Here is a 21749-nt window from a genome sequence, read left to right as displayed (position 1 = left end):
AACCATGCAACACACCGCAGGCGATCCGCTGACCGTCCTCGTCGTCGGAGGCGCGGGAGCGATGGGGCGGCACACCGTCCGTACCATCGCCCAACTCGGTTCGGCCAAGCGCCTCGTCGTCGCCGACCTCGACATCGAACGCGCAGCGCGGCTCGCTGACGAGATCGGCCCGGTCGGAGAGGCCCTTGCCCTGGACGCGACCGACCCCGAGGCGATGCGCCGCGCGTTCGCGGGCTGCGACGTCGTCGTGAACACGATGGGGCCGTTCGCGCACTTCGGGACCCCGGTCCTGCGCGCCGCACTCCAATCCGGCTGCGACTACGTGGACATCGACGACGACTGGGAGGCCACCCTTGAGGCCTTCGAGCTCGACGACCTCGCCCGTGCCAACGGCTGCCGCGCGGTGATCGGAATCGGCGCGAGCCCCGGAACGTCCAACCTGTGCGCGGTGCTCGCCGCCGCTCGACTCGACACGGTGGAGGACCTGTTCACCGGCTGGCAGCTCAGCTCGGCGGTCGTGGAGCCGGAGCCGGACTACCCTCCGTCCGGGAACGCGGCCGCGGCCGCCCAGCACTGGCTTCTCCAGTGCAGCGGCACCATCCGGGTGTGGGAGGCGGGCGCGCCCGCCGACGTCAAGCCGCTCGACCGCGTCGACTTCCGCTTCCCCGGCATGGGCGACGTGCACGCCTTCACCATGGGGCATCCAGAGGCGATCACGCTGCCCCGCGCGGTCGGCGGCCTGCGCCGCTGCCTCAACCTCCAGGCCGGGCCGACTGAGTTGTTCGACCAGGTCCGGCCGGTCGTCGAGGCGTATGAAGCCGGGCGGATCACGCTCGCCGAGGGCGCGCACCTCGTGGAGAGCCGACCCGACATGGAGGGCATCGGCACCGACGCCCCGCTGCCCGACATCTGGGCGCTCGCCCGTGGCACCCGCGCCGGCCGGCCGACGTCGGTCGCCGTGTACCCCCACGCCAAGCTGCCGGGCAGGATGGGCGGGCACACCGGCATCCCGCTGGCCCTCGCGGTCGAACTGCTGCGGCAGGGCCGGATCGGCCGGGTCGGCGTGCACACTCCCGAGACCGCGATCGATCCAGAGGACTTCTTCGGGCTCTACGCGCGGCTCACCCAGCCACCGGCCGGTTCGGTCGACGAGGTCCTGACAATCGTCGAGGAGTGGGACTGAACGGTGGCCTTCGGCTCTGTCGCAGATTCGGTGGTGACGGAACGTCCCGGCACGTAACGGTAAGCCGTGCGTGATCTCGACGAGCTCGCCTGGGCGGAAATTACCGTTGACCTGGCCTTACTTGGAGATTCGTGGGGATTTGCTGCGTATGCTCCCTGTTTAGCCTTGGAGAGGTGCGCCAGGAACCACGCCAGTCACAGGTTTCGGGGGAACAACATGGCCGCACGCACCGAGCCGATCTTCGAACGGTTCTTTGAAGGGCAGCCGATAGAGGGGAATGTTCGGCCTGCCATCCTGAAATCGTGGCGCAGGTGCCAGGAGATCGGCCTCATCCCGGAGAAGCTCAGGTTCGCCGATCCGGTTGAGATCGACATGGACTGTGTCCTCGTCCGGGTGGCCCGACCGGTGTTGGAGCGGTTCCGGACCGCAATCGCGGACGTCGGCGTGACTCTGATTCTCAGCGACGAGCGGGCCAGGCTGCTGCAGCGCTATGAGGGGGGTCCGCAGCTGAGGAGAGCGCTCGACCGCGAGCACCACTTCCCGGGCGTGGAGTACACCGAAGCACTCCTCGGGACCAACGCCGTAGGCACCCCCCTTCGCGAGAAGCGGTTGGTCCAGGTAGCAGGCTTCGAACATCTGGCCCAGTGCGTGCAGCCGTTCACCGCCACCGGTGTCCCGATCCTCGACCCGCTCACCGGGCACGCGCGCGGCGTGGTGACGATCGCGTGCCTGAACAAACGCACGCATACGGCGATGGGCGTGCTCGCCCGTCAGGTGGCCGAGGCCATCGAACAGCGGCTCCTGGAGCAGAGCACCGCACAGGAGCGCGCTCTGCTCGAGGCGTTCCTGCGAAGTGCGGACCTGCCTGACCTCCTGTCCGCCCAGGAGGCCGACTCTCTGCTCCGCGATCTGCCCCTCGGCGACCGTCTCGCACTGGAGGAGAAGGCCGCCGAGCTGATCGCGTACGGGCAGCGGGCGGCCGTCGAGGTCTCCCTGTCCCACGGTCGCAACGCCACCCTGCGCTCCCTGCCTGGGACGGAACCCGCCGGTATGGTCGGCGTCGTCGCGCAAGTCCGGATCCAGGGCGGCCGGTGGGAGTCTCTCGCCGACGACCTCGTCACGTCGGCACCCGATCGGCTGGGCTGGTCGGTACCTCCGCAGGCGACCGTCGTGTACCCCCAAAACGCTGCGAACACCAGCACCGAGGCGGCCCGGGACGCCGGCGCGGGCGGCTTCCCGACGGCGGGCGACGCTTGGCCTGGCATGGGCGAGGAGGACGAGACATGCCCGCCGCCGCCCGGCTCCCCGCAGGAGGCGTCCACGCCCACCGACCCGTGGTTGTTCCTCTTCGGCGAACCGGGGGTCGGCAGGCTCGCCACCGCGGCGCGCAAGCGCCTGAGGCTGCTGTGCGAGGCAGCCATGAACATCGGCCAGACCCTCGATGTGGTGCGTACGGCCGAAGAGCTCGCCGAGGTGACCGTCCCACGGCTCGCCGACCTGGTGACCGTCGATCTCAGCGAGAGCGTCGTGCGCGGTGAGGAGCCCGCAGCGCTCACCGGCGACCTGCGCCGGGTCGCCGTCCAGAGCGCCCGGGAGAACGGGAGTCCGGTCGCCGCGGGCGAGCCGGTGCACTACCCCGCCTCCTCCCATCAAGCGCGCTGCTTGGCGAGAAGGGAGACGGTGCTCTGGCCGGATCCGGGCGGCGCTCGGCCGGTGCAGGCGACCGAAGGCCCGGTCTCCTCGGTCATCGTGGTGCCGTTGCTGGCTCAGGACAGGGTGCTGGGGGCGGTGACGTTCACGCGGTGGCAGGCATCGGATCCGTTCGAGGACGACGATGTCTCTCTGGCCGAGGAACTGGTCAGCCGCGCGGCGGTGTGCATCGACAACGCCCGCCGCTACACCCGCGAGCGTGCCATCTCGCTGGAACTGGAACGCGCCACCGCGTCGCTGCAACAGTCACTCGCACTCCAGCGGCGATTCACCACCGACGCCTCCCACGAACTGCGCACCCCGCTTGCCGGACTGCGTGCACAGCTGGAGGAAGCACAGTTGCATCCCGACCAGACCCACCCGGGCGAGCTGATCGACTATGCATTGCGCGATGTGAACCGGCTCCAGGCCATCATCGACGACCTGATGCTGCTGGCCCGGCTCGGTGCCGCCCCGCCTGCCGCCTTCAAGCGCATCGACCTGGCCGAACTCGCCGAAGCCGAAACCCGCAGCCGTACCGGCGACCGCCACAGGGTCCGCCTGGATGTGCGCCCCGGTGTGATGGTCGATGTCGTCCCCTCGCAGATCTGCCGGGTTCTGCGCAACCTGCTCGACAACGCCCAGCGTCATGCCGCGCACATCATCGTGGTGCGGGTGCGCCGCGCCATCGGTGAAGCGGAGCTCAGTGTCACTGACGATGGTCCGGGAGTCCCCGAAGCCGAGCGTGACCATATCTTCCAGCGCTTCACCCGCCTGGACACCGCCCGCAGCCGTGACCAGGGCGGCACCGGCCTGGGACTGGCCATCGCCCGCGACATCGCCCACGCCCACCACGGCACCCTCCACGTCCGGAACGCATCCCCTCACGGAGCGCGCTTCATCCTTCGTCTACCACTCATCACCCCTTCCTGACCGTCGAGGAGACCTCGGAGACCGCCGTCGAGCATCGGAAGGGCGCCTGACCACGTCGAGATTCGGCGCGCCTCGACCCCGCCTCCTCCAGTGGGCTGATCATGGTCGGCGGAGCTCGTTCGCGGCGGCTCGGTGGAAGCCGCGATGTTCCACCACCGAGGTGATGCGCGCTGCGGTGTACTACGTGGGTTTACAGCTAACCGCTCCCTACCGCCGTAGTTGTAGCCAAGATTCCATCTTGCGCTGAATGTCCGGCTGATCATTTCCCGCCTAGTTTCTGATCATCAGACGGGTATGGGGAGCGGGGTTGCGATGCTGGTGATGCTCGGCGGCAAGGGCCGATTAAGGCGCGCGTTGGCACAGGGCATGGTGGTGCTTGCCGTGCTGACCTGCGTGAGCGTCCACGTGTCTGAGGTAGGAGCGGCCTCGGTCACCGACCCGCCCGCGGAGCCGTCCGCCGAAGCCCCGGTGACCGAGGCCGAGGCCGCGGCGCTCGCGCGGTCGTCGGGCCGGCCGGTGGAGGTGCTGTCGCAGCGGGGCGAGCACCGCACGGTCAGGGTCTTGCCCAATGGCCGGTTCGAGGTGACCGAGCACCTGCGTCCGGTGCGCACGCGCCGGGACGGGAAATGGGCCGACATCGACACCACGCTGCGGCAGGACGGCTCCGGCATCGTCCCGGCCGCGGCCGCGGTCGGGCTGCGGCTGTCCGGTGGCGGGCAGGAGCCGCTGGTGCGGATGTCCCGGGCGGGCCGCGAGCTGTCGCTGTCGTGGCCGGGCACACTGCCCGAACCTGTCATCGAGGGGGACACCGCCGTCTATCAGGGCGTGCTCGGAAGCGATGTCGATCTACGCGTACGGGCGCTGCCGGACGGCTTTTCGCACGTCCTCGTGATCAAGACGGCGGCGGCGGCCAGGGACCCTCGGCTGACCCGGCTCGCCTTCACCGTGGGCACCTCCCGGCTGTCGGTGGACCGGGACGCCGCAGGGGTGCTGCGGGCCAAGGACGGCACCACCGGCGAAGCCGTGTTCGAGGCGCCCTCCCCGGTCATGTGGGACTCCTCGCTGCCCGCTGGAGGCGCGCAGCCGCGCGACATGGCCGCTCAGGATCTCAGCAAGGGGCCGGGAGAGGGGTCCCGCACCGCTGACGTGCAGGTCGGACTCGGTGAGCGGCAACTGGCGCTGACCCCGGACCAAGAGCTGCTGACCTCACCGAACACCACGTTCCCCGTTTACATCGACCCGGTGTGGCAGACCAGCGCTGCCTACTACTGGGGCATGGTGTCCTCGGGCTACCCCGACGAGAACTATCCCAAGTTCAACGGCAACACCACCGAGGGCATGGGCCGCTGTGAGGTCGCCAAGGACGGCCGGTGTGTGAAGAACCAGACCAAGCGGCTCTTCTACCGGATGAAACTGCCTTCCATCAAGGGCAAGTACATCGAGTCGGCCGAGTTCGTGGCCTACGAGACCGCGGCCTACGACTGCGCCAACGCCACTTCGGTGCAACTGTGGCGGGCCAGCGCGCTGACCTCGGGGGCGACCTGGAACAACACCAAGGATGCCTGGCTTGAGCAACTGACCTCGCGCGATGTGGCCTACTGCTCGCGGGCGCCGGTCGAGTTCGGCGGGTCCAAGCTCCGTGCCCACGTGCAGAGCGCGGTGGACAAGGGGTATTCGACCATCACCTTCGGCCTGAAGGCCTACAGCGAGAGTTCGATGACCTGGTGGAAGCGGTTCGCCGACGACGCCTACCTGCGTATCCAGTACAACCGGCCGCCGTACCAGCCCAACACCGGAACGATGTTCGCCAGCCCCGGCACCAAGTGCGTGCCTGAGAAAGAGGCCCAATGGGTCAACGATCTGTCCACCCTGTACGCCTACCTGGGGGACCCGGACACCGAGGATGCCAAGAAGGTGCAGGGCCAGTTCACGCTGCACTGGGCCAACAACGCCGACGGCTCGGACTGGGGTGCCAAATGGACCTCGGCACTGACACCCGCGCTGACCTCGGGCAGCAGGCACCAGATAAAACTTCCCTCCACCATCCCCCAGAAGAAGATCATCGCATGGGGCGTACGGGCCTGGGACGGCGTCCAGTGGGGTCCGTGGAGTTACGACGGCGCGCAGACCGGCTGCTACTTCTCCTACGACCCGTCGGTACCGGCTGCGCCCGCCGTGTTCTCGTCCGAATACCCCGACGATCAGAGTTGGCACGGTGGCGTCGGCGACGAGGGCACCTTCACCGTCAGCGACCCGGCCAAGGCCGCGGCCCGCTATGAGCTGAAGCTGAACGGCGCCGCCTTCACCACCGTCACCACGACCAGCGGCGCCGCGCGCCAGCTTGCCGTGGCGCCCAGCCGCTCCGGCCCCAACCTGCTGACCGTCCAGGCGTTCACCCAGGCCAACCAGAACAGCACCCCGACCACCTACGAGTTCTGGGCCCGCGCCGGCGCGGACGCGGCGGCCCGGTTCACGCTGGATGAGAGCCCCGGCGCGACGACTGTGACGGCCCAGACTCCGGGCATGGCAGCTTACGTGCGGGGCGGAGCCACTCTGGGCGGGGTGGGACAAGTGGGCACAGCGCTCACCCTCGACGGGGTCAGCGGATATGCCGAGACGAACCTTCCGGTGCTACGCACGCGGGAGAGCTTCACCGTCTCCGCGTGGGTCAAACCAGAAGCTCATCGGATGGTCAACGCGCTGGCCCAGGACGGAGCGCACCAGAGCGGATTCCAGCTCGGCATCAACCCGTCCGGGCTACCGGAGTTCAAGATGCCCAGCACCGACACCGCGGGGGACGGTGGCGGTGTCTGGCATTCCGCCAGGGGGAGCAGCCCTCTCCCGCTGGGGGCGTGGACCCACCTCACCGGGGTCTACGACCAGCCCGCCGGTCAGCTGCGCCTCTACGTGGGCGGGCAGCTCGCGAGCACGGTGAGCGGAGTGACCGCGTGGGAGGCCTCGGGCGCCCTGCAGATCGGCCGCAGCAAGTACAACGACGCCCAGGTCAACCGGTGGCCTGGCAGCCTCGACGAGGTCAAGCTGCACCAGCGGGCGCTGTCGGACCAGGAGGCCCGGCAACTCACGTTGGGCGGGACCCCGTCTGGCCTCGTGGCGTACTGGCCGCTGGATGAGGGGGCCGGGCTCGGTCGGGTTCACAGCGTGCCCGCCGCGGCCGTCCAGGCCGCGCTGAACGGCGGTGCCACCCTCGGGCAGGCCGGGCAGGACGGTACGGCGCTGCGGCTGGACGGCGCCACCGGCTACGCGGCCACGACCGGCCCGATCGTCGACACCACCAAGAGCTTCGCGGTGTCGGCGTGGGTGCGCCTGGAGACGGGCCAGCTCGACAAGCACTACTCGGTGGTCTCCCAGGACGGCCTGCGCAAGAGCGGTTTCTACCTCAAGTACGAGGGCGGCATCAAGAAATGGGTGTTCGGCAAGGCCAAGACCGACACCGACGAGAGCGGCTGGTATCAGGCGGTCTCCAAGGCCACGCCGTCCATCGGTTCCTGGACCCACCTGGTCGGCGTCTACGACGCGGTCACCAGGAGACTGCGGATCTACGTCAACGGCGAGCAGGGCACCGACAGCGGCCAGCTCGACGCGGTGTGGCACGCCGGCGGCGGGCTGCAGATCGGCCGCAGCAAGTGGCTCGGTGCCTACGTGGACCAATGGCCCGGTCTGATCGACGACGTCCGTATCTACGACCGGTCCGTGGGCGCGGTCGAGGCCGAGGAACTCGTCACCCAGCACCCCGTGGTGAAGGGACGCTGGAAGCTCAACACCGGCGGCGCGGGCGAGCCCGCCGGTGCTCAGAACCTCACCCTCGCGGGCGGTGCCGTCATCGACCCCGCCGCGGGCTTCCGCTACGTCTCCAGCGCCGGGCTGCTGCTCAACGGCACCACGGCATACGCCGAGACGGCCACCCCGCCGGTGCAGACCGATGACAGCTTCACCGTGGCCGGTTGGGTACGCAACATGGGCCGTCCCACGACGGCCAGGACTGTGTTCTCGCAGGCGGGAGCGAACGCCAACGCCTTCGCTCTGCGGTATGTGCCCGACCAGGCGGACCCCGACGCCGGGGGATGGCAGATCCAGATGCGCAACGCCGATACCACCGCGGCATCCGACCTGCGCCAGGCGGAGCATTCAGCCTTCACCGCGTGGGACTGGGACCACGTCGCGATCGTCTACGACGCGCTGCGCGACCGGATGAGCCTGTACGTCAACGGCCAGCTTGAGGAGACCTCGCTCGGCGTCTCCCAGGAGGACCAGGTGTTCGGCTTCGCCGCCGCCAACGGCGGGCTGCAGGTCGGCCGCAGCCGGTTCGGCGGCGAGTTCTGGCCCGACGCCATTGACGATGTGTGGGCCTACCAGGGCGCGCTCACCCAGGAGCAGGTCCAGATGCTGGCCACCGGCGGCGAACTGGACACCGCCTCCGGCCGCTGATCACCCGTCGGCCGCCCGGCCCCCGGCAAGCGGGGCCGGGCCGTACCCCTTGTCGTGTCCTGGCCCTGTGGAGGTCGTGATGAAGGTGAGCCTGAAACGTGTGGCACTGCGCGGGACCGTGCTGGGCACGGTGGTGGTGTGCTTGACCGGGGTGCTGCCCGGCGTGCCCGCACTGGCCGATCCAGAGCCCGTTCACACCGAGCGGCCCGAACCGGCTCGCACCGAACGCCCTGTCAAGGGCAGAACCCTGGCGGCCCTGCCACGCCTGGCCGACCCGGCCGCCCGGCCAGGACCGCCGCCCAAGGCGGACTGGCCTGCCGGGGGCACCACGGAGGTGAGTGTGCCGGACGCGGGCCGGCCGGTACGAGCGGGCCGGCTTCCGGTGTGGATACTTCCGTCAAGCCAGGCGACGACACTCCGCCCCGCGGGCAAGGTACGCGTGTCGGTGCTCGACAAAACCACAGCCACCCGGGCAGGGCTGGACGGCCTCGTGCTCACCCTGGGTCCCGCCGAAACCGCCGGGGCGGGCCGGGTCGGGGTGCGCGTCGACTACTCCTCCTTCGCCCAGGCCTACGGCGGTGCGTATGGCAGCAGGCTGCGCCTGGTGCGCCTGCCGGGGTGTGTGCTGACGACCCCGGATGACCCGGGCTGCCGCACGTCCACACCGCTGCCTGCCGCCAACGACACGGCCGCGGGAACCCTGACCGCCGAGGTCGAAGCCGCGCCCGGGACCGTGCTCATGGCCGCCGCCGGAGAGTCGGGTTCGCAGGGTGACTACAAGGCCAGTTCGCTGTCGGCGTCGGCCACCTGGGAGGCCGGGGGCAACGCCGGGGAGTTCACCTGGACGTACCCGATGCGGGTGCCGCCGGTGCCGGGCGACCTGAAGCCGGAGGTGGAGTTGTCGTACTCCTCGGGCAGCGTGGACGGGCGGACCGGTAACACCAACGGCCAGCCGTCCTGGGCGGGCCAGGGCTTCGAGCTGTCGCCGGGGTTCATCGAACGCCGCTTCAAGTCATGCGAGGACGACGGAGCCCCCAAGGACTCCTGGGGCAACTACCCGGGCGATCAGTGCTGGGGATACGACAACGCCACCGTCTCGTGGAACGGCAAGGCGGGCGAGGTGATCAAGGCCGCGGACGGGACGTGGCGGATGAAGAACGACGACGGCACCAAGTTCGAGAAGCTGACCGGCACCACCAACGGCGACGACGACGGCGAGTACTGGCGGGTCACCACCACCGACGGCGTGCAGTACTTCTTCGGCCGCAACAGGCTGCCGGGCTGGGCCGACGGCAAGCCGGAGACCGCCTCGGCCTGGACGGTCCCGGTGTTCGGCGACGACGACGGCGAGCCCTGCCACAAGTCCTCCGGCTTCGCCGACTCCTGGTGCCAGCAGGCCTACCGCTGGAACCTGGACTACGTCGTGGACAGGGACGGCAACGCCATCACCTACACCTATGCCAAGGAGACCAACTACTACGGCCGCAATCTCAAGGCCGACGCCGAGACCCCCTACACCCGCGGCGGATACCTCAAGTCCATCTCCTACGGGCTGCGCTCCGACGCCCTGTTCGCCACCGCGCCGGCCCGCGTGGTCTTCGACACCGCCGAGCGCTGCCTGCCCGACGGGTCCTTCGACTGTGCCCCGTCCAAGATCGCCGATAATCCGCAGCGCTGGTGGGATGTGCCATGGGACCTCAACTGCGACTCCGGCCAGGAGTGCAAGGGCGGCCACGGGGCGGTGGCACCCACGTTCTGGTCGCGTAAGCGGCTGACGAAGGTCACCACCCAGGTGATCAAGGATGACGGGTCGGGCTACCGCAGCGTGGAGTCCTGGGCCATGGACCACACGTGGGGACTGGCGGATGTGGAACGGGACCTGCTTCTGGACTCGATCCAGCACATCGGTCTCGCCGTCCCCGACGGCGAGAAGCCGGTGACACTGCCGAAGGTGACGTTCAAGCACGTGCAGCTGCCCAACCGGCTGGACAAGTCCGGCGACGACATCCTCGCCTACATCCGCTACCGGCTCGGCGCGATCTACGACGAGTCCGGCGGGCAGATCGACATCGCCTACAGCGACCCGGACTGCACGCTCGACGCGCTGCCCACCCCGGAGACCAACACCAGACGGTGCTTCCCGGTGATCTGGCAGGCGCCGGGCAAGGAGGACCCGATCACCGACTGGTTCCACAAGTACGTTGTCACGAGCGTGACCCAGGTGGACCGCACCGGGCTGGCCCCCAACATGGTCACCAAGTACGAGTACCTGGGCGGAGCGGCCTGGCACTTCGACGACGACGACGGGCTCACCAAGGAGAAGCACAAGACCTGGTCCCAATGGCGCGGCTACGGTCAGGTCCGAACCGTGACCGGCGACTACACGAACCCCGCCACCCAGACCGACGCGTTCTACCTGCGGGGCATGGACGGCGACCGGCTCAACAAGTCGGGCGGCGAGAAATCAGTGACGGTCTCCGACGGCGAGGGCGGCACGCATCCCGACCAGGACGCCCTGGCCGGGTTCGAACTGCGCAACGTCCAGTACACGGGCCCCGGCGGCCAGATCCACAGCAAGGCCATCAAATCCCCGTGGCGGGTCCAGACCGCCTCACGGACCCGCTCCTGGGGCACGGTCACGGCCAACGTCGTCAACGCCGACGTCACCCGTACCTGGACGGCCAAGGACGGCGGCGGCTGGATCGAGACCAGGATCGACACCGACTACGCCCAGTCAGGCCCCGGCGTCGGCCGCGGCACGACCGTCAACGACCTCGGCGACGTCACCACCGCCGCCGACGACAAGTGCACCCGCACCAGCTACGCCGACAACGTCGGCGCGCACATGGTGACCTTCCCCATTCGTATCGAGACGGTCGCCGTAGCCTGCACCGTCACCCCCGACCGGTCCCGCCAGGTCATCTCCGACTCGCGCACCTTCTACGACAACGGCGCTTTCGGTGCCGCCCCGACGCGGGGCAACGTGACCAGGACAGAGGCCTTGGCCTCCCACGACGGCACCACCGCCACCTACGTCACCGACCAACAGACCACCTACGACTCATACGGCCGTGCCACCGTGGTCAAGGACGCGCTCGGGCAGGCCGCCACCACGGTCTACACCGACACGCGCGGCCTGACGACCAAGGCCGCCAAGACGCCCCCGGCGGTGCCCGGCCTCGAAGCCACCCCGCTGACCAGCACCGAGGAGATCGACCCGGCGTGGGGCGAGCCGATCGCCAAGATCGACGAGGCCAACCGGCTCCGCACCGATCTGGCCTACGACGGGCTGGGGCGGCTCAGCAAGGTCTGGCAGCCCAACCGCTCCAAAGCTTCCGGCCAGTCGCCCAACTTCGCCTTCACCTACCGGGTCGAGGACAAGAAGATCGTCGCCATCACCACGACGGAACTCACCGCCACAGGCGGCGAACGCGTCTCGGAGATCGAACTGCTGGACGGCTGGCTGCGCTCGCGGCAGACCCAGGTACCCGGCCCAGAGGGGCGGCTGATCTCCGACAACTTCTACGACGACCGCGGCCAGGTGATCAAGAGCTACGCTCCGTACTCGGCGTCAGGGGCACCGCAGCCTGAGTTGCTCGGCGTGCTGACGCCGGGCAACGTGGAGGCGCAGACCCGCACCGAGTACGACGGGCTGGGCCGCAAGACCGCCGAAATCCTGATGGTGGGCAACGGCTCCCAGCCCGAGCAGGAAAAGTGGCGCACCATCACCAGCTACGGCGGCGGCAACCGCGTCTCCGTCACCCCGCCCGAGGGGGGCATCCCCACAGCCGAGATCACCGACGCCCGCGGCCGGGTCACCGAACGCCGCCAGTACCACGGCTCCACGCCCACCGGCACCTACGACGCCACCCGCTACACCTACACCCCCGACGGGGAGCAGGCGACCGTCACGGGACCGGCCGGAGCCGTCTGGACCACCGTTTACGACCAGCGCGGACGCAAGGTCAAGACCACCGACCCGGACAAGGGCGAGACCACCTACACCTACGACGACCTGGACCGGGAGATCTCCGTCACCGACGCGCGCGGCAAAAAGGTCTTCACCGACTATGACGTGCTGGGCCGCAAGACCGCCACGCACGAGGGCTCGGCGACCGGCCCCAAGCTCACCTCCTACACCTACGACTCGGCCGCCTTCGGCAAGGGCAAGCTCGCCACCTCCACCCGGCACACCTCCAGCGGCGACTACACCAGCCAGATCCGCCACTACGACCAGCTCGGCCGTGCCGACACCACCGCCGTCATCGTCCCCGCCGCCGAAGGGGCCCTCGCCGGGACGTACATCTTCACCACCTCCTACGGCCTGGACGAGACCGTCACCGGCCGGAGCCTGCCCGCGGCAGGCGGCCTGCCCGCCGAATCGCTGGTGACCACCTACGACGACTATCTGCGCCCCACCCGCCTGACCAGCAATCTGGGCACGTACGTGGCGGCCACCGACTACACCTCCACCGGCAAGCCACTGCTGTACGAAATGGGCGTCACCGGAAAGCGCGTCTGGCAGACCTTCACCTACGAGTGGGGCACCCAGCGCCTGACCACCGCCCGCACGCTGCGTGAGAACCAGTCCGGCACCGACCGCGACGCCACCTACCGCTACAACGACGCCGGCCTGATCACCACCATCGCCGACGCCGCCAAGAACGGCACCGACACCCAATGCTTCACCTACGACCATCTGCAGCGCCTGACCGAGGCGTGGACCGAGGGCGACACCTCCTGCGAGGCCGCCCCCACCGCCGCCGTTCTCGGCGGCCCGGCCCCCTACTGGCAGTCCTTCACCTATGACACGGCCAGCAACCGCACCTCCGAGACCCGGCACGGGACCAGCGGCAAGGCCGACACCGTCCGCACGTACACCTACGCCCCTCCCGGCCAGGGCCACCGCCTCAACCAGGTCACCCAGACCGGAGGCGACGGCGCCCGCACCGACACCTACACCTACGACGCCACCGGCAACACCACCACCCGTGCCATCGGGGGCACCGCCCAGACCCTCGGCTGGGGCACCGCCGGCGAACTGACCCAGGTCACCGAAGGCGGCAAGACCACCGGCTTCGTCTACGACGCCGAAGGCAACCGGCTGCTGCGCAAGGACTCGACCGGCACCACCCTCTACCTGCAGAACACCGAACTGCGGCTGAACACCGGCGCCACCACCCCCGTCGGCACCCGCTACTACAGCCACGGCGACGAGACCGTCGCCATGCGCACCACGACCGGCGTCACCTTCCTGACCGTCGACCACCAGGACACGGCCCAGGTCGCCGTGGACGCCGCCACCCAGCAGACCACCGTGCGCCGCTTCACCCCGTTCGGCACGCAGCGCGGTCCCAGCGTGGCCTGGCCGGGCGAGCAGGACTTCGTCGGCGGCACCAAGGACCCCACCGGGCTCACCCATCTGGGCGCCCGCCTCTACGACCCCGACACCGGCCGCTTCATCTCCGTTGACCCGATCTTCAACTTCGACCATCCGCAGAGCTGGAACGGCTACGTCTACGCCAACAACACGCCGGTCACCCAGAGCGATCCCTCGGGACTCGACGGGCCGCTGCGCGGCAACACCGGCTGCTACTACTCCGGCAAGAACTGCGGCGTCACACCGAGCTTCACACCGAGCCCCGCACTGTGCAGAGCGCTCCCGTTGCTGTGCCAGATCCTCAACCCACCCCGGCCGAAGAGCCCCAAGAAGGTGCTCGGCCCGATCGGCTGCGGCATCCTGTACTCCTGCTCCTCCAACGGCAGCGGAGGCGGCGGCGGATACCGTCCCGCCCCACGGGCCAGGATGGTGCCGGTGATCCGCCCGGTCCAGCCGTACGAGACCCCGCCCGGCTCAGGCCAGATCTTCGTCGGCAACCTCAATCCCCAGGCGTTCACCAACTTGGGATGGGGGAGCCTGGGCACCACCTTCCTCAGCACGATGCTGGACGGTGCGCGAACCATCCCGCTGCTGAACTATGGTGACGAACTGCTCGAACTGCAGCGGCTCAGATTTGACGCCGAACTCCTCGCCATCAAGAACGGCGGCAACCAACGCTACTGGTCCGCCTACTACCGCACCAGCATGCTCAAGTCGATGACCCAGGCGCAGACCAAGAGCCGGCGTCTGGTGAAGTTCGCCAAGGGTGCCAACTACCTTGGTGCGGCGCTGGCGGGATGGGACAACTACAACGCGCAACGGGCGGAGGACAGCGGTCGTACGGACTTGTCCGGCGGCATGAAGACCGCGCGAGCCGTCGTTCGAGGCGCTGCCACGGTGGGAGGCACGCTCGTCGGAGGGGCCTTGGGCAGCGCGCTGTGCGGACCCGCGTGCGCCGGGGTCGGCGGATATCTCGGTTCCGCGGCAGGCGGCACCGCGGGAGCCTGGGCCGCCCGATCACTTCCGAAGATCAGGAAGTGGTTCGGTTAACCGGCCCGGCGGAGCGGGGCGGCAGCACAGTATGGGCGGCCGCCCCGCCCCACTCAGCCTCGGTCAGGTCCGACGCCTCGGCTGGGCGGCGGGGTCAGCCGGAGCGTCGCTTCTCGTACTCGTCGATGACCTTGCCCAGCTTCGCCAGCCGCTCAGTGAACCACACGTTCTCCGCGCCTGCCGCAGGCCGGTTCGAGTCGACGTACTGGTAGCCGAGGTTGGAGAACATGGCGACGATGTATGTGCGGCCGCCCTTGCCGGGCAGGGCCTTCACGATCCCCGCGTCGGCGCCGGAGTTGTTCACCCAGCCGTTCTTGTGGGCGTACGTCACCTCGGCCTTCTGGTTGCACGGTCGCACGTCGCGGCCGTACGAGATGCCCTGGCCGGGAATCGTCACGGTGCCGTCGGCGCCGAGCCACCGCGAGGGCGTGAGCTGCGGGATTCCGGGGGCGGGATAGCCCGCGCCGCACCAGTTGGTGGTGGAGAGGGTGACGTTCATGCCCTGCTCGGCCAGCCTGCTCCTGAAGAACGCGCGGGAGGCGTCGCTCAAGACGTCGGCGGTGACCGTGGCGCCGCCCGGAGTCTTCCACAAGGTGCCCACCCCGCCGTTGACCAGCATCAGCAGCTTCGCCGTGTCAAGCGAGGTCATGGTGACGGGGTTCCCCCATCGCGCGCCGTTGTCGGGGTTGGTGTTCTTGAGCTGCAGCGTCTCCAGACCGAGATCCTGGAAGGTCTGGTTGAGGCCGTCTACCGCGCCCTCGTCGTGCAGCAACTTGACCATGGCGCAGGCGGCGGCGTTGGACGACCAGGTGAGCGCGGCGTCGAGGTAGTTGCGGACCGTGTCGCTGCGGGCAGGGCCGCACAGCGAGCTGACCGTGACCGGCTGGTAGTCGTAGGTGTCGTCGAGCGAGATCTGGCCCTGGTCCACCAGCCGCAGTACCCCGAAGGCCACCATCAGCTTCAGGACGGACGCGGGGTAGGGGCTCATGAAGTCGATGGGGGCGTTCTCGCGGCCCGGCACGATGTCGATGCTGCCCTGGCCGCGGTCGGCGTACCAGCCGGCGTCGTCCCACTGCCTCCAGCGGACGGCCGTGGTGTGCAGCGTGTCGTCCACCGGCACGGCCTTGCCGTCCGGGTACTGCGGGCTCATCAGCACGGTGCCGGAAGAGAGGGGGCGGCCGAACCTGTTCAGCTCGATGACGGTCAGGTCAATCTGGGGCTGCTGCGTGATCGGCGCGGCCGCTGCGGCGGCCGCGCTCAGGTCCGCCTTCTGCGGAAGCTGCTTCGCCTCCTTGTCGGCGCCGTCGCGCCGCAGCGCGTTCAGGTCGGCCGTGCTCGTCGGCGGGTTGGTGTCCAGGAGCTGCTCGAACTGCTGACGATCCAGCGCCTGCCGCAGGAAGTGCGCCAGCGCGCTTACGGAGCCGTTGTCCACCCCCGCGTTCGCGGGGAGCGGCGCTACGAGGCCGCTCAGCAGCACGGCTGTGGCGGCGAGCCCGGAGAGAGCACGCCTCCGATGACTTGTGGATCTAGTCAAAATCACCGGACCACTCTAGTCAGAATGATCTAGGTGATCCCGTAGATATGAAAAAATTTCGCGATAAGTGCGACTTGCGGCCTCTAGTCGGTGTCGTGGGTGACGAGCAGACTGAGGACGGTTCCGCGCGGGCTGAGCGCGCCGATCGCGAGTTCCCGATACACCCAGTGCGGCTGCCGCCGGATGATCCGGAACATCGTCCATCGCCATCGAGCGGCGAGTTCGTTGATCCGGTGGACGGACGCGCCCGCCGGGGCGCGGACGAGGCCGGCGACCGACTGCCACGCCGCGAGCCTGCCGTATCCGCCGCGGAGGCCAGGAGAGTAGCTGGCGTCGCAGTAGGCCACGGCGAACAGCTCGTTCACCACCGCGTCCAGGCTCGTCATCGCGCCGTACAGCGCGATCTGGGCACTGAGCGCGCCCGGCAGGAACGCGTTCACCTCCAGCGGCGTCAGCTTCTGGGGATCGATCCGCCGGGGAAGCTCGATGACGGCCGCCACCTCCGGCGCGCTCCAGTGCTCCACCGCGGAGGCGATGCGCCGCTCGTCCTCCCGCGTGCTGACGATCCTCGGCGCGTGGTCCGGAGAACTCCGGCCCGCGAGCCAGGCGTCCCGCTCCGGAGGCTCCGGGAGGGCCTGCTCGCCGCGTGGCGTCCAGCCGGGACCGAGGACGGCCGCGTCCATCCGCCGCTCTCCCCGGGTGCGCTTCAGGGGCAGTCCGGCCAGGGGATGGCCGAGTCCCCGTAGGGCGTCCGCGCATCGCGCCGCCGCCGGCACCCTGACCAAGGTGAGGCGGCGTGCCACCAGCTCCTGGATGAGGCAGGCGACCAGCTCGGCCCACGCGTCCGGTTCCTCTGGCGGGTGCTCCAGCAGCGGAACCAGGTGGTGGACCCGCCGCCGCTCCGCCAGCAGCGCGGCCAGGTCGCGGACCCGGCCCCCCTGCCGCTCGTCGGCGTACTGGTCGCGCACCAGCTCGGCCAGCGACGCGGCGTCGCCCGGGACACGCGCCAGAGCCCGCTCGTGCGGCCCGCCCCTTCTCTCATGCACGGTCATGAAGTCCCTGACGTGATCTCGCTGACATGGTCGCCCTCTCGTACCGGCCCTGGCCCGGCGTTCGTCGCCGCACGCCCACGCACTCATCATCGGTAAGGTCGCCCCGCGCCACAGCGGGATGATCTATCAGGGGCGCGGATGTTCCATGCGGGAGAGCCAGGTGGTGAGCAGCGTTTCGAGCGACTCGGCCTCGGCAGGGGTCAGTAGATCGAGCAGGTGGCGTTCGTTGCGCATGTGGTCGGTGAACGCCCGGTCGATCAGTTCGCGCCCGGGTCTGGTGAGGGCGACGATCCGGCCGCGCTGGTCGTCGTCGGAACGGCGGCGGGTGACGAGTCCGGCTCGCTCCAGGCGGTCGATTCTCTTCGTCATCGCGCCGGTGGTGACCATGGTGTGCGCGGCGAGCTCGCCGGGTGCCCGTTCGTAGGGCTCACCGGCGCGGCGCAGTGCGCACAGGACGTCGAACTCTCCCTCGCCGAGACCGTAGCGGCCGTACACGAGGCAGAGTTCCTCGGTGAGCCGGTCGGCCAGGCGGTGCAGTCGGCCGATCACTCCTTGCGGGCTGACGTCGACGTCGGGCCGTTCGCGACGCCAGTCGGCCTGGATGTGGGCCACGCGGTCCAGCTGTTGCCGGTGTTCCATGGACCCCATGATAGCTTCCGGGGAAGTTATATTGCCTTCCATGGAAGCCAATATGCGTTGGGTGGCACTGACCGCAGTCGCGCCGGTGGCCTGGGGAACCAACTACTTCGTCACGCACGAGTTCCTGCCGGCTGACCGCCCGCTCTACGGGGCTGCCCTGCGAGCGCTGCCCGCCGGCATGGTCCTTCTGGCCTTGCGCAGGCAGCGGCCGCACGGCGCGTGGTGGTGGCGGTCCGCGGTGCTCGGGCTGCTCAACATGAGCGCGTTCTTCGTCCTCGTCTATGCCGCCTCTCAACTGCTTCCGACGAGCGTCGCCTCGACTGTCATGGCGGTGTCCCCGTTGACGATGATGCTCATCGCCTGGCCCTTGGTGTCCGAGCGGCCCCGGACCGCCCACCTGGCTGGCGCCGCGGTCGGGCTCGGCGGGGTCTGTCTCATGTTGCTCACGGGAGTGGAAGGGGTCAGCGTGCCGGGAGTCCTCGCCTCGGCCGTCGCCATGCTGGTGTCGTCCTTCGGCTACATCCTGGCCAAACGGTGGAGCGCCGGTGCCGACGTGCTCGCCTCGACCGCCTGGCAACTCACCGCCGGAGGTCTGTTCCTGCTCCCGGTCGCCGCAGCCCTGGAAGGCCCTCCGCCCGCGCTCTCCATGCCGACGCTTTTCGCGTTCGGCTACGTCGCCCTGGTCGCCACCGCGCTGGCCTTCACCGCCTGGTTCACGGGGCTGCGGCACCTGCCCGCGGGGACAGTCGGACTGATCGGGCTGCTCAACCCTGTCACAGGCGTGCTGCTCGGCACGGCGGTCGCCGGAGAGGTGCTGACGGTCCAGCAACTGTGCGGACTGGTCCTGGTCCTGGCCGGAGTCGTTCTGGGCCAACTCAAGCGTGCGGGCCGACGCGACAGCGGCCAGGCACCTCCCCATCCGGTATCCGACGAGCGTCCCGCGCGAGCGCGGCGTAATCACCCGTGAGGATCAGGGAGGGGGCAGGGCTCCGGCGCGGATCCGTGTGAGAGAGGAGCGGAGTCCCGCCATCTCGCCACACGCCGCTGAGATCACGGACAGTGATCACCTCATGGAACTTGTGCCAGATCCAGTCTTCATGTGCCGTCGACACACCCCGCCCGTGCGGGGCCGACCTGGTGAACCCGCCGAGCCGGAGGTAGATGCGCGGAACACCTCGCCCTGCACGTCGTTGCGCAGGTCATCGACCAGCCGGCTGGGCGGGTCGCTGTCTGGATGTCTCGGGGCTGAGCTGAAGCGGCCCGCCTCGGCATCCGGGCTCAGCGGTCGCACATCGCGGCGATGAAGGCGTCGATCAGGTGCTGCCGCTTCCCAGGGGTGTCGGCGACGCCGGTGACGTAGACGGTGCCCGCATGCCCGGCCCGATCCCGCCCGCTGAGCACCGAGGCTCCCGGCATGTCGCCGCCGTGAAAATAGGCGTAGCCACAGCTCGACATCATCTGGGTCACGCCGTAGCCGTAGCGGGCGCCTGCGGGCCAGCCCGCCTGCTCGACCGGCACCGTCCTGGCCATCATCGTGCCCAGCGGGGCCTTGCTCCAGAACCGGTTGAGGTCTTCGGGGGTGGAGATGAGGCCGCCGCTGGGCCCGAACTCATACGTGGGCAGCTGGTCGGTCAGATCCACCTCGCCATCCTGTGGATGGCCCGGGTGTACCCCGTAGGTGTGGGCGTGCGGGCCGCGGATGCCGTAGTCGCCCTTGGCCGGCCAGTACGTGTCCCGCATCCCGTACGGCTTGAGGATCAGGTCCCGGCTCGCCTCGCGGAAGTCCTTGTCGGTCACCGCGGTCGTGATCATTCCGGCGACCAGGTAGTTGGTGTTGGCGTAGGCGAACGATCCACGGGGCGTGGGCTTGAGCGTCAGCGCTACCTGCAGGTAGTCCGGAAACGGCTCCTTCCATGGGATCGCGTTGACGTACTCGGGCAGGCCGCTGGTCTGCTGGAGCAGCATCCGGACGGTGATCTTCCGCCCGTCGATCGCGGCGCCGTCGCCGGTGCCGCGCAGGACCCCGGGCAGGTAACGCTCCACCGTTGCGTCAAGGTCGATCTTCTTCTGGTCGACCAGCCGCAGCACGGTGGCGGCCATGATCGGCTTGCTCATGCTGGCGATCCGGAACCGGCCCTTGGGACCGATCATCGGCTGCTCGGTGTCCCGCTCCGCGGTGCCGGAACGCCGGGTCACGGTCGCGCCGCCCGGACTTCGCGCCTGACTCAACGCGCCCGCCATGCCGTCCTCGGTGGTGAGGAGGTCAAGGCGCGACTGCGGCGAGGGCGTTCCGGCGGCGGCCAAGGCGGGGGCGACAGGAGCAACGATCAGGGCCCCGGCGACCGCAGCGGCGAGTAATTTCGTCATGCCGCTAATGTGGCAGGAAGATCGCTCACGATCAGTCACGCGTGCATGTCTCTCGAAGTGGGGTATTCCCTACCATCGAGGTGGCGGAGGCCCCCTATGTGTCCAGCAGGGCGGAGCCGAGCCCGCAGACGGCCGTGATCAGGGTCTCGCCCAGCTCGCGCAAGAGTCGGCCGTCGATCTGTACGGCCGCGACCTGGGCCTCGTTCTGTCCAGGGGGCGCTCACGGAACTCAGCCTTGGTGAGATCGGGGCACGCCAGGGTGTCCCAGAGGCCGCCGCCCGCCGTCGTGCATGGCTGCCTTAAAGCCGTTGAGGTGCGAAAACGCCTACCCCCACGTCCTGGGGGTCAAGGGGTCGTGCGCCGTCATCTCCCGTGCCATCAGTGCGCCGCGGCCGCGTACTCGCTAAACCGCCGGCCGGCGACGCGACCGACATGGCCTGGCTCGTCAGGATCCTCCCCGACCGGGTCCTCGACCGAATGATCCGAGCGCAGATGGGTCTGCGCTGAGTCTTCCTGCCGCTGGTCTCGCGATGACGTGGGGCGCCATCTGGTCGTTTCAACCGTTGGCGTCTGCGGCTCCATCGGTAGTCGGGGCAGGGCACGCAGGTCACCGCCCTGGCCAATCACCGTGAACACGGGAACCCTGTCAGAACTTCGGGTCGGATTAGGCCGAACCGCAGGGGCTGCCCGCGGGTCCTAACTACTGTTCCCGCATCCGTTGGAGGTACGAGTGCTGAAATACCGATTGGGCCTGGGGCTCTTGTCGTCCGGTGCCGCGGGGGCGTGCGTGCTGGGCGCGCTGTATTGGTCGCCTCAGTGGATAATGTCGGTCGCGCTGTGGTACGGCGCGGCAGCCTTCATTTGGCTGGGATTGCGGACCGCGTTGGGCAAGGTCAGGCCCACACAGGGACAGGTCCCCCCGCCGTCGGGTCCAGCCGGAACCTCGCCGCCGGTGGGTCCAAGGCGCCCGGGACAACCGTGGCCCCATGGGACGGCCGCGGACCCGCCGCCGCCTCCTCCTCCTCCTGCCGCCGGCGGCATACCGTACGGATTCGAAGGGCGCGCGCCGCTATCTCGGTCGGAGCAGGACGCTCTCCGGGAAACAGTATTGGATTCCGCGAAAGGGATCGTGGGCGGCATACGCCGCGTTGTGATCGTGCTCAGCCTCGTCGTCCTGATACCGCTCATCTTGCTGATGGTCGTGATGGCGGTCGCCCTGTTCGTCAAGGGCGATGTCCTCGGTGGGGTCGTGTCTTCCGCGGTCGTCGTCTTCATGGTGTGGTACTGCGCGCGCCCGCTACTGGGGACCTGGGAGTGGGACACCCTGTTCGGTGAGCATGACGACGGATGAAGCCGGCCGGTGGCCCAGCGGCCGCGGCGCCGGCGAGGCCGCAGCGGGCACGGCCTCGCGAGAGGGGTCGTGGCCGCGATCCTGCTGCTCGCCTCTTGGGCAATGAGCAGCCTGGGCGCCACGGC

At 69.3% G+C, this 21749-nt stretch carries 10 protein-coding genes; 6 read left to right on the top strand and 4 right to left on the bottom strand.

Annotated elements, in window-relative coordinates:
• The first annotated feature begins 4 nt into the window (after positions 1-4).
• From AWQ71_RS25295 to AWQ71_RS25280, 4 genes are all read left to right on the top strand, one after another.
• Positions 5-1183: a saccharopine dehydrogenase family protein gene (locus tag AWQ71_RS25295; protein ID WP_067137391.1), complete on the top strand. Its 1179-nt coding sequence runs from the start codon at positions 5-7 to the stop codon at positions 1181-1183.
• A gap of 66 nt (positions 1184-1249) precedes the next feature.
• The gene (locus AWQ71_RS25290) at positions 1250-3805 is read left to right on the top strand and encodes an ATP-binding protein (protein ID WP_157570556.1); all 2556 of its coding nucleotides are present in this window, start codon (positions 1250-1252) and stop codon (positions 3803-3805) included.
• A gap of 294 nt (positions 3806-4099) precedes the next feature.
• Positions 4100-8251: a LamG-like jellyroll fold domain-containing protein gene (locus tag AWQ71_RS25285; RefSeq protein WP_157570555.1), complete on the top strand. Its 4152-nt coding sequence runs from the start codon at positions 4100-4102 to the stop codon at positions 8249-8251.
• A gap of 79 nt (positions 8252-8330) precedes the next feature.
• Positions 8331-14681, top strand: coding sequence for an RHS repeat-associated core domain-containing protein (locus tag AWQ71_RS25280; protein WP_067137388.1), 6351 nt, complete (start codon positions 8331-8333; stop codon positions 14679-14681).
• Between the two features lie 94 nt (positions 14682-14775).
• On the opposite strand, the gene AWQ71_RS25275 is transcribed toward AWQ71_RS25280, so the two are convergent.
• From AWQ71_RS25275 to AWQ71_RS25265, 3 genes are all read right to left on the bottom strand, one after another.
• Positions 14776-16221, bottom strand: a complete 1446-nt coding sequence (locus tag AWQ71_RS25275) for a serine hydrolase (RefSeq protein WP_218001960.1) — start codon at positions 16219-16221, stop codon at positions 14776-14778.
• 77 nt (positions 16222-16298) lie between these two features.
• On the bottom strand, positions 16299-17267 hold the full coding sequence (locus AWQ71_RS25270) for a DUF6183 family protein (RefSeq protein ID WP_067137386.1): 969 nt from the start codon (positions 17265-17267) through the stop codon (positions 16299-16301).
• A gap of 126 nt (positions 17268-17393) precedes the next feature.
• Positions 17394-17906: a MarR family winged helix-turn-helix transcriptional regulator gene (locus tag AWQ71_RS25265; protein ID WP_067137468.1), complete on the bottom strand. Its 513-nt coding sequence runs from the start codon at positions 17904-17906 to the stop codon at positions 17394-17396.
• A gap of 52 nt (positions 17907-17958) precedes the next feature.
• On the opposite strand from AWQ71_RS25265, the gene AWQ71_RS25260 reads away from it, so the two are divergent.
• Entirely contained in the window at positions 17959-18873 is a 915-nt protein-coding gene (locus AWQ71_RS25260; protein ID WP_067137385.1) for an EamA family transporter, read from the top strand.
• Between the two features lie 311 nt (positions 18874-19184).
• Here the strand turns inward: AWQ71_RS25260 and AWQ71_RS25255 are convergent, their stop codons facing one another.
• Positions 19185-20273: a serine hydrolase domain-containing protein gene (locus AWQ71_RS25255; RefSeq protein WP_067137383.1), complete on the bottom strand. Its 1089-nt coding sequence runs from the start codon at positions 20271-20273 to the stop codon at positions 19185-19187.
• A 1129-nt stretch (positions 20274-21402) separates the two neighbouring features.
• Between AWQ71_RS25255 and AWQ71_RS41915 the strand changes: the two genes are divergently transcribed.
• On the top strand, positions 21403-21624 hold the full coding sequence (locus AWQ71_RS41915; RefSeq protein WP_218001958.1) for a hypothetical protein: 222 nt from the start codon (positions 21403-21405) through the stop codon (positions 21622-21624).
• Positions 21625-21749 lie beyond the last annotated feature (125 nt).

The sequence above is a fragment of the Microtetraspora malaysiensis genome (genome assembly GCF_001528665.1).
In the GTDB taxonomy this organism is placed as follows: Bacteria; Actinomycetota; Actinomycetes; order Streptosporangiales; family Streptosporangiaceae; genus Microtetraspora_A; species Microtetraspora_A malaysiensis.
This window is presented reverse-complemented; position numbering and strand designations above follow the sequence as displayed.

What these genes read in the sequence shown, in the direction of transcription:
- AWQ71_RS25295 (WP_067137391.1), top strand. Translation starts at nt 5, where the DNA reads ATGCAACACACCGCAGGCGATCCGCTGACCGTCCTCGTCGTCGGAGGC.
- AWQ71_RS25285 (WP_157570555.1), top strand. Translation starts at nt 4,100, where the DNA reads ATGGGGAGCGGGGTTGCGATGCTGGTGATGCTCGGCGGCAAGGGCCGA.
- AWQ71_RS25280 (WP_067137388.1), top strand. Translation starts at nt 8,331, where the DNA reads ATGAAGGTGAGCCTGAAACGTGTGGCACTGCGCGGGACCGTGCTGGGC.
- AWQ71_RS25270 (WP_067137386.1), bottom strand. Translation starts at nt 17,267, where the DNA reads ATGACCGTGCATGAGAGAAGGGGCGGGCCGCACGAGCGGGCTCTGGCG.
- AWQ71_RS25265 (WP_067137468.1), bottom strand. Translation starts at nt 17,906, where the DNA reads ATGGAACACCGGCAACAGCTGGACCGCGTGGCCCACATCCAGGCCGAC.
- AWQ71_RS25260 (WP_067137385.1), top strand. Translation starts at nt 17,959, where the DNA reads ATGCGTTGGGTGGCACTGACCGCAGTCGCGCCGGTGGCCTGGGGAACC.
- AWQ71_RS25255 (WP_067137383.1), bottom strand. Translation starts at nt 20,273, where the DNA reads ATGACGAAATTACTCGCCGCTGCGGTCGCCGGGGCCCTGATCGTTGCT.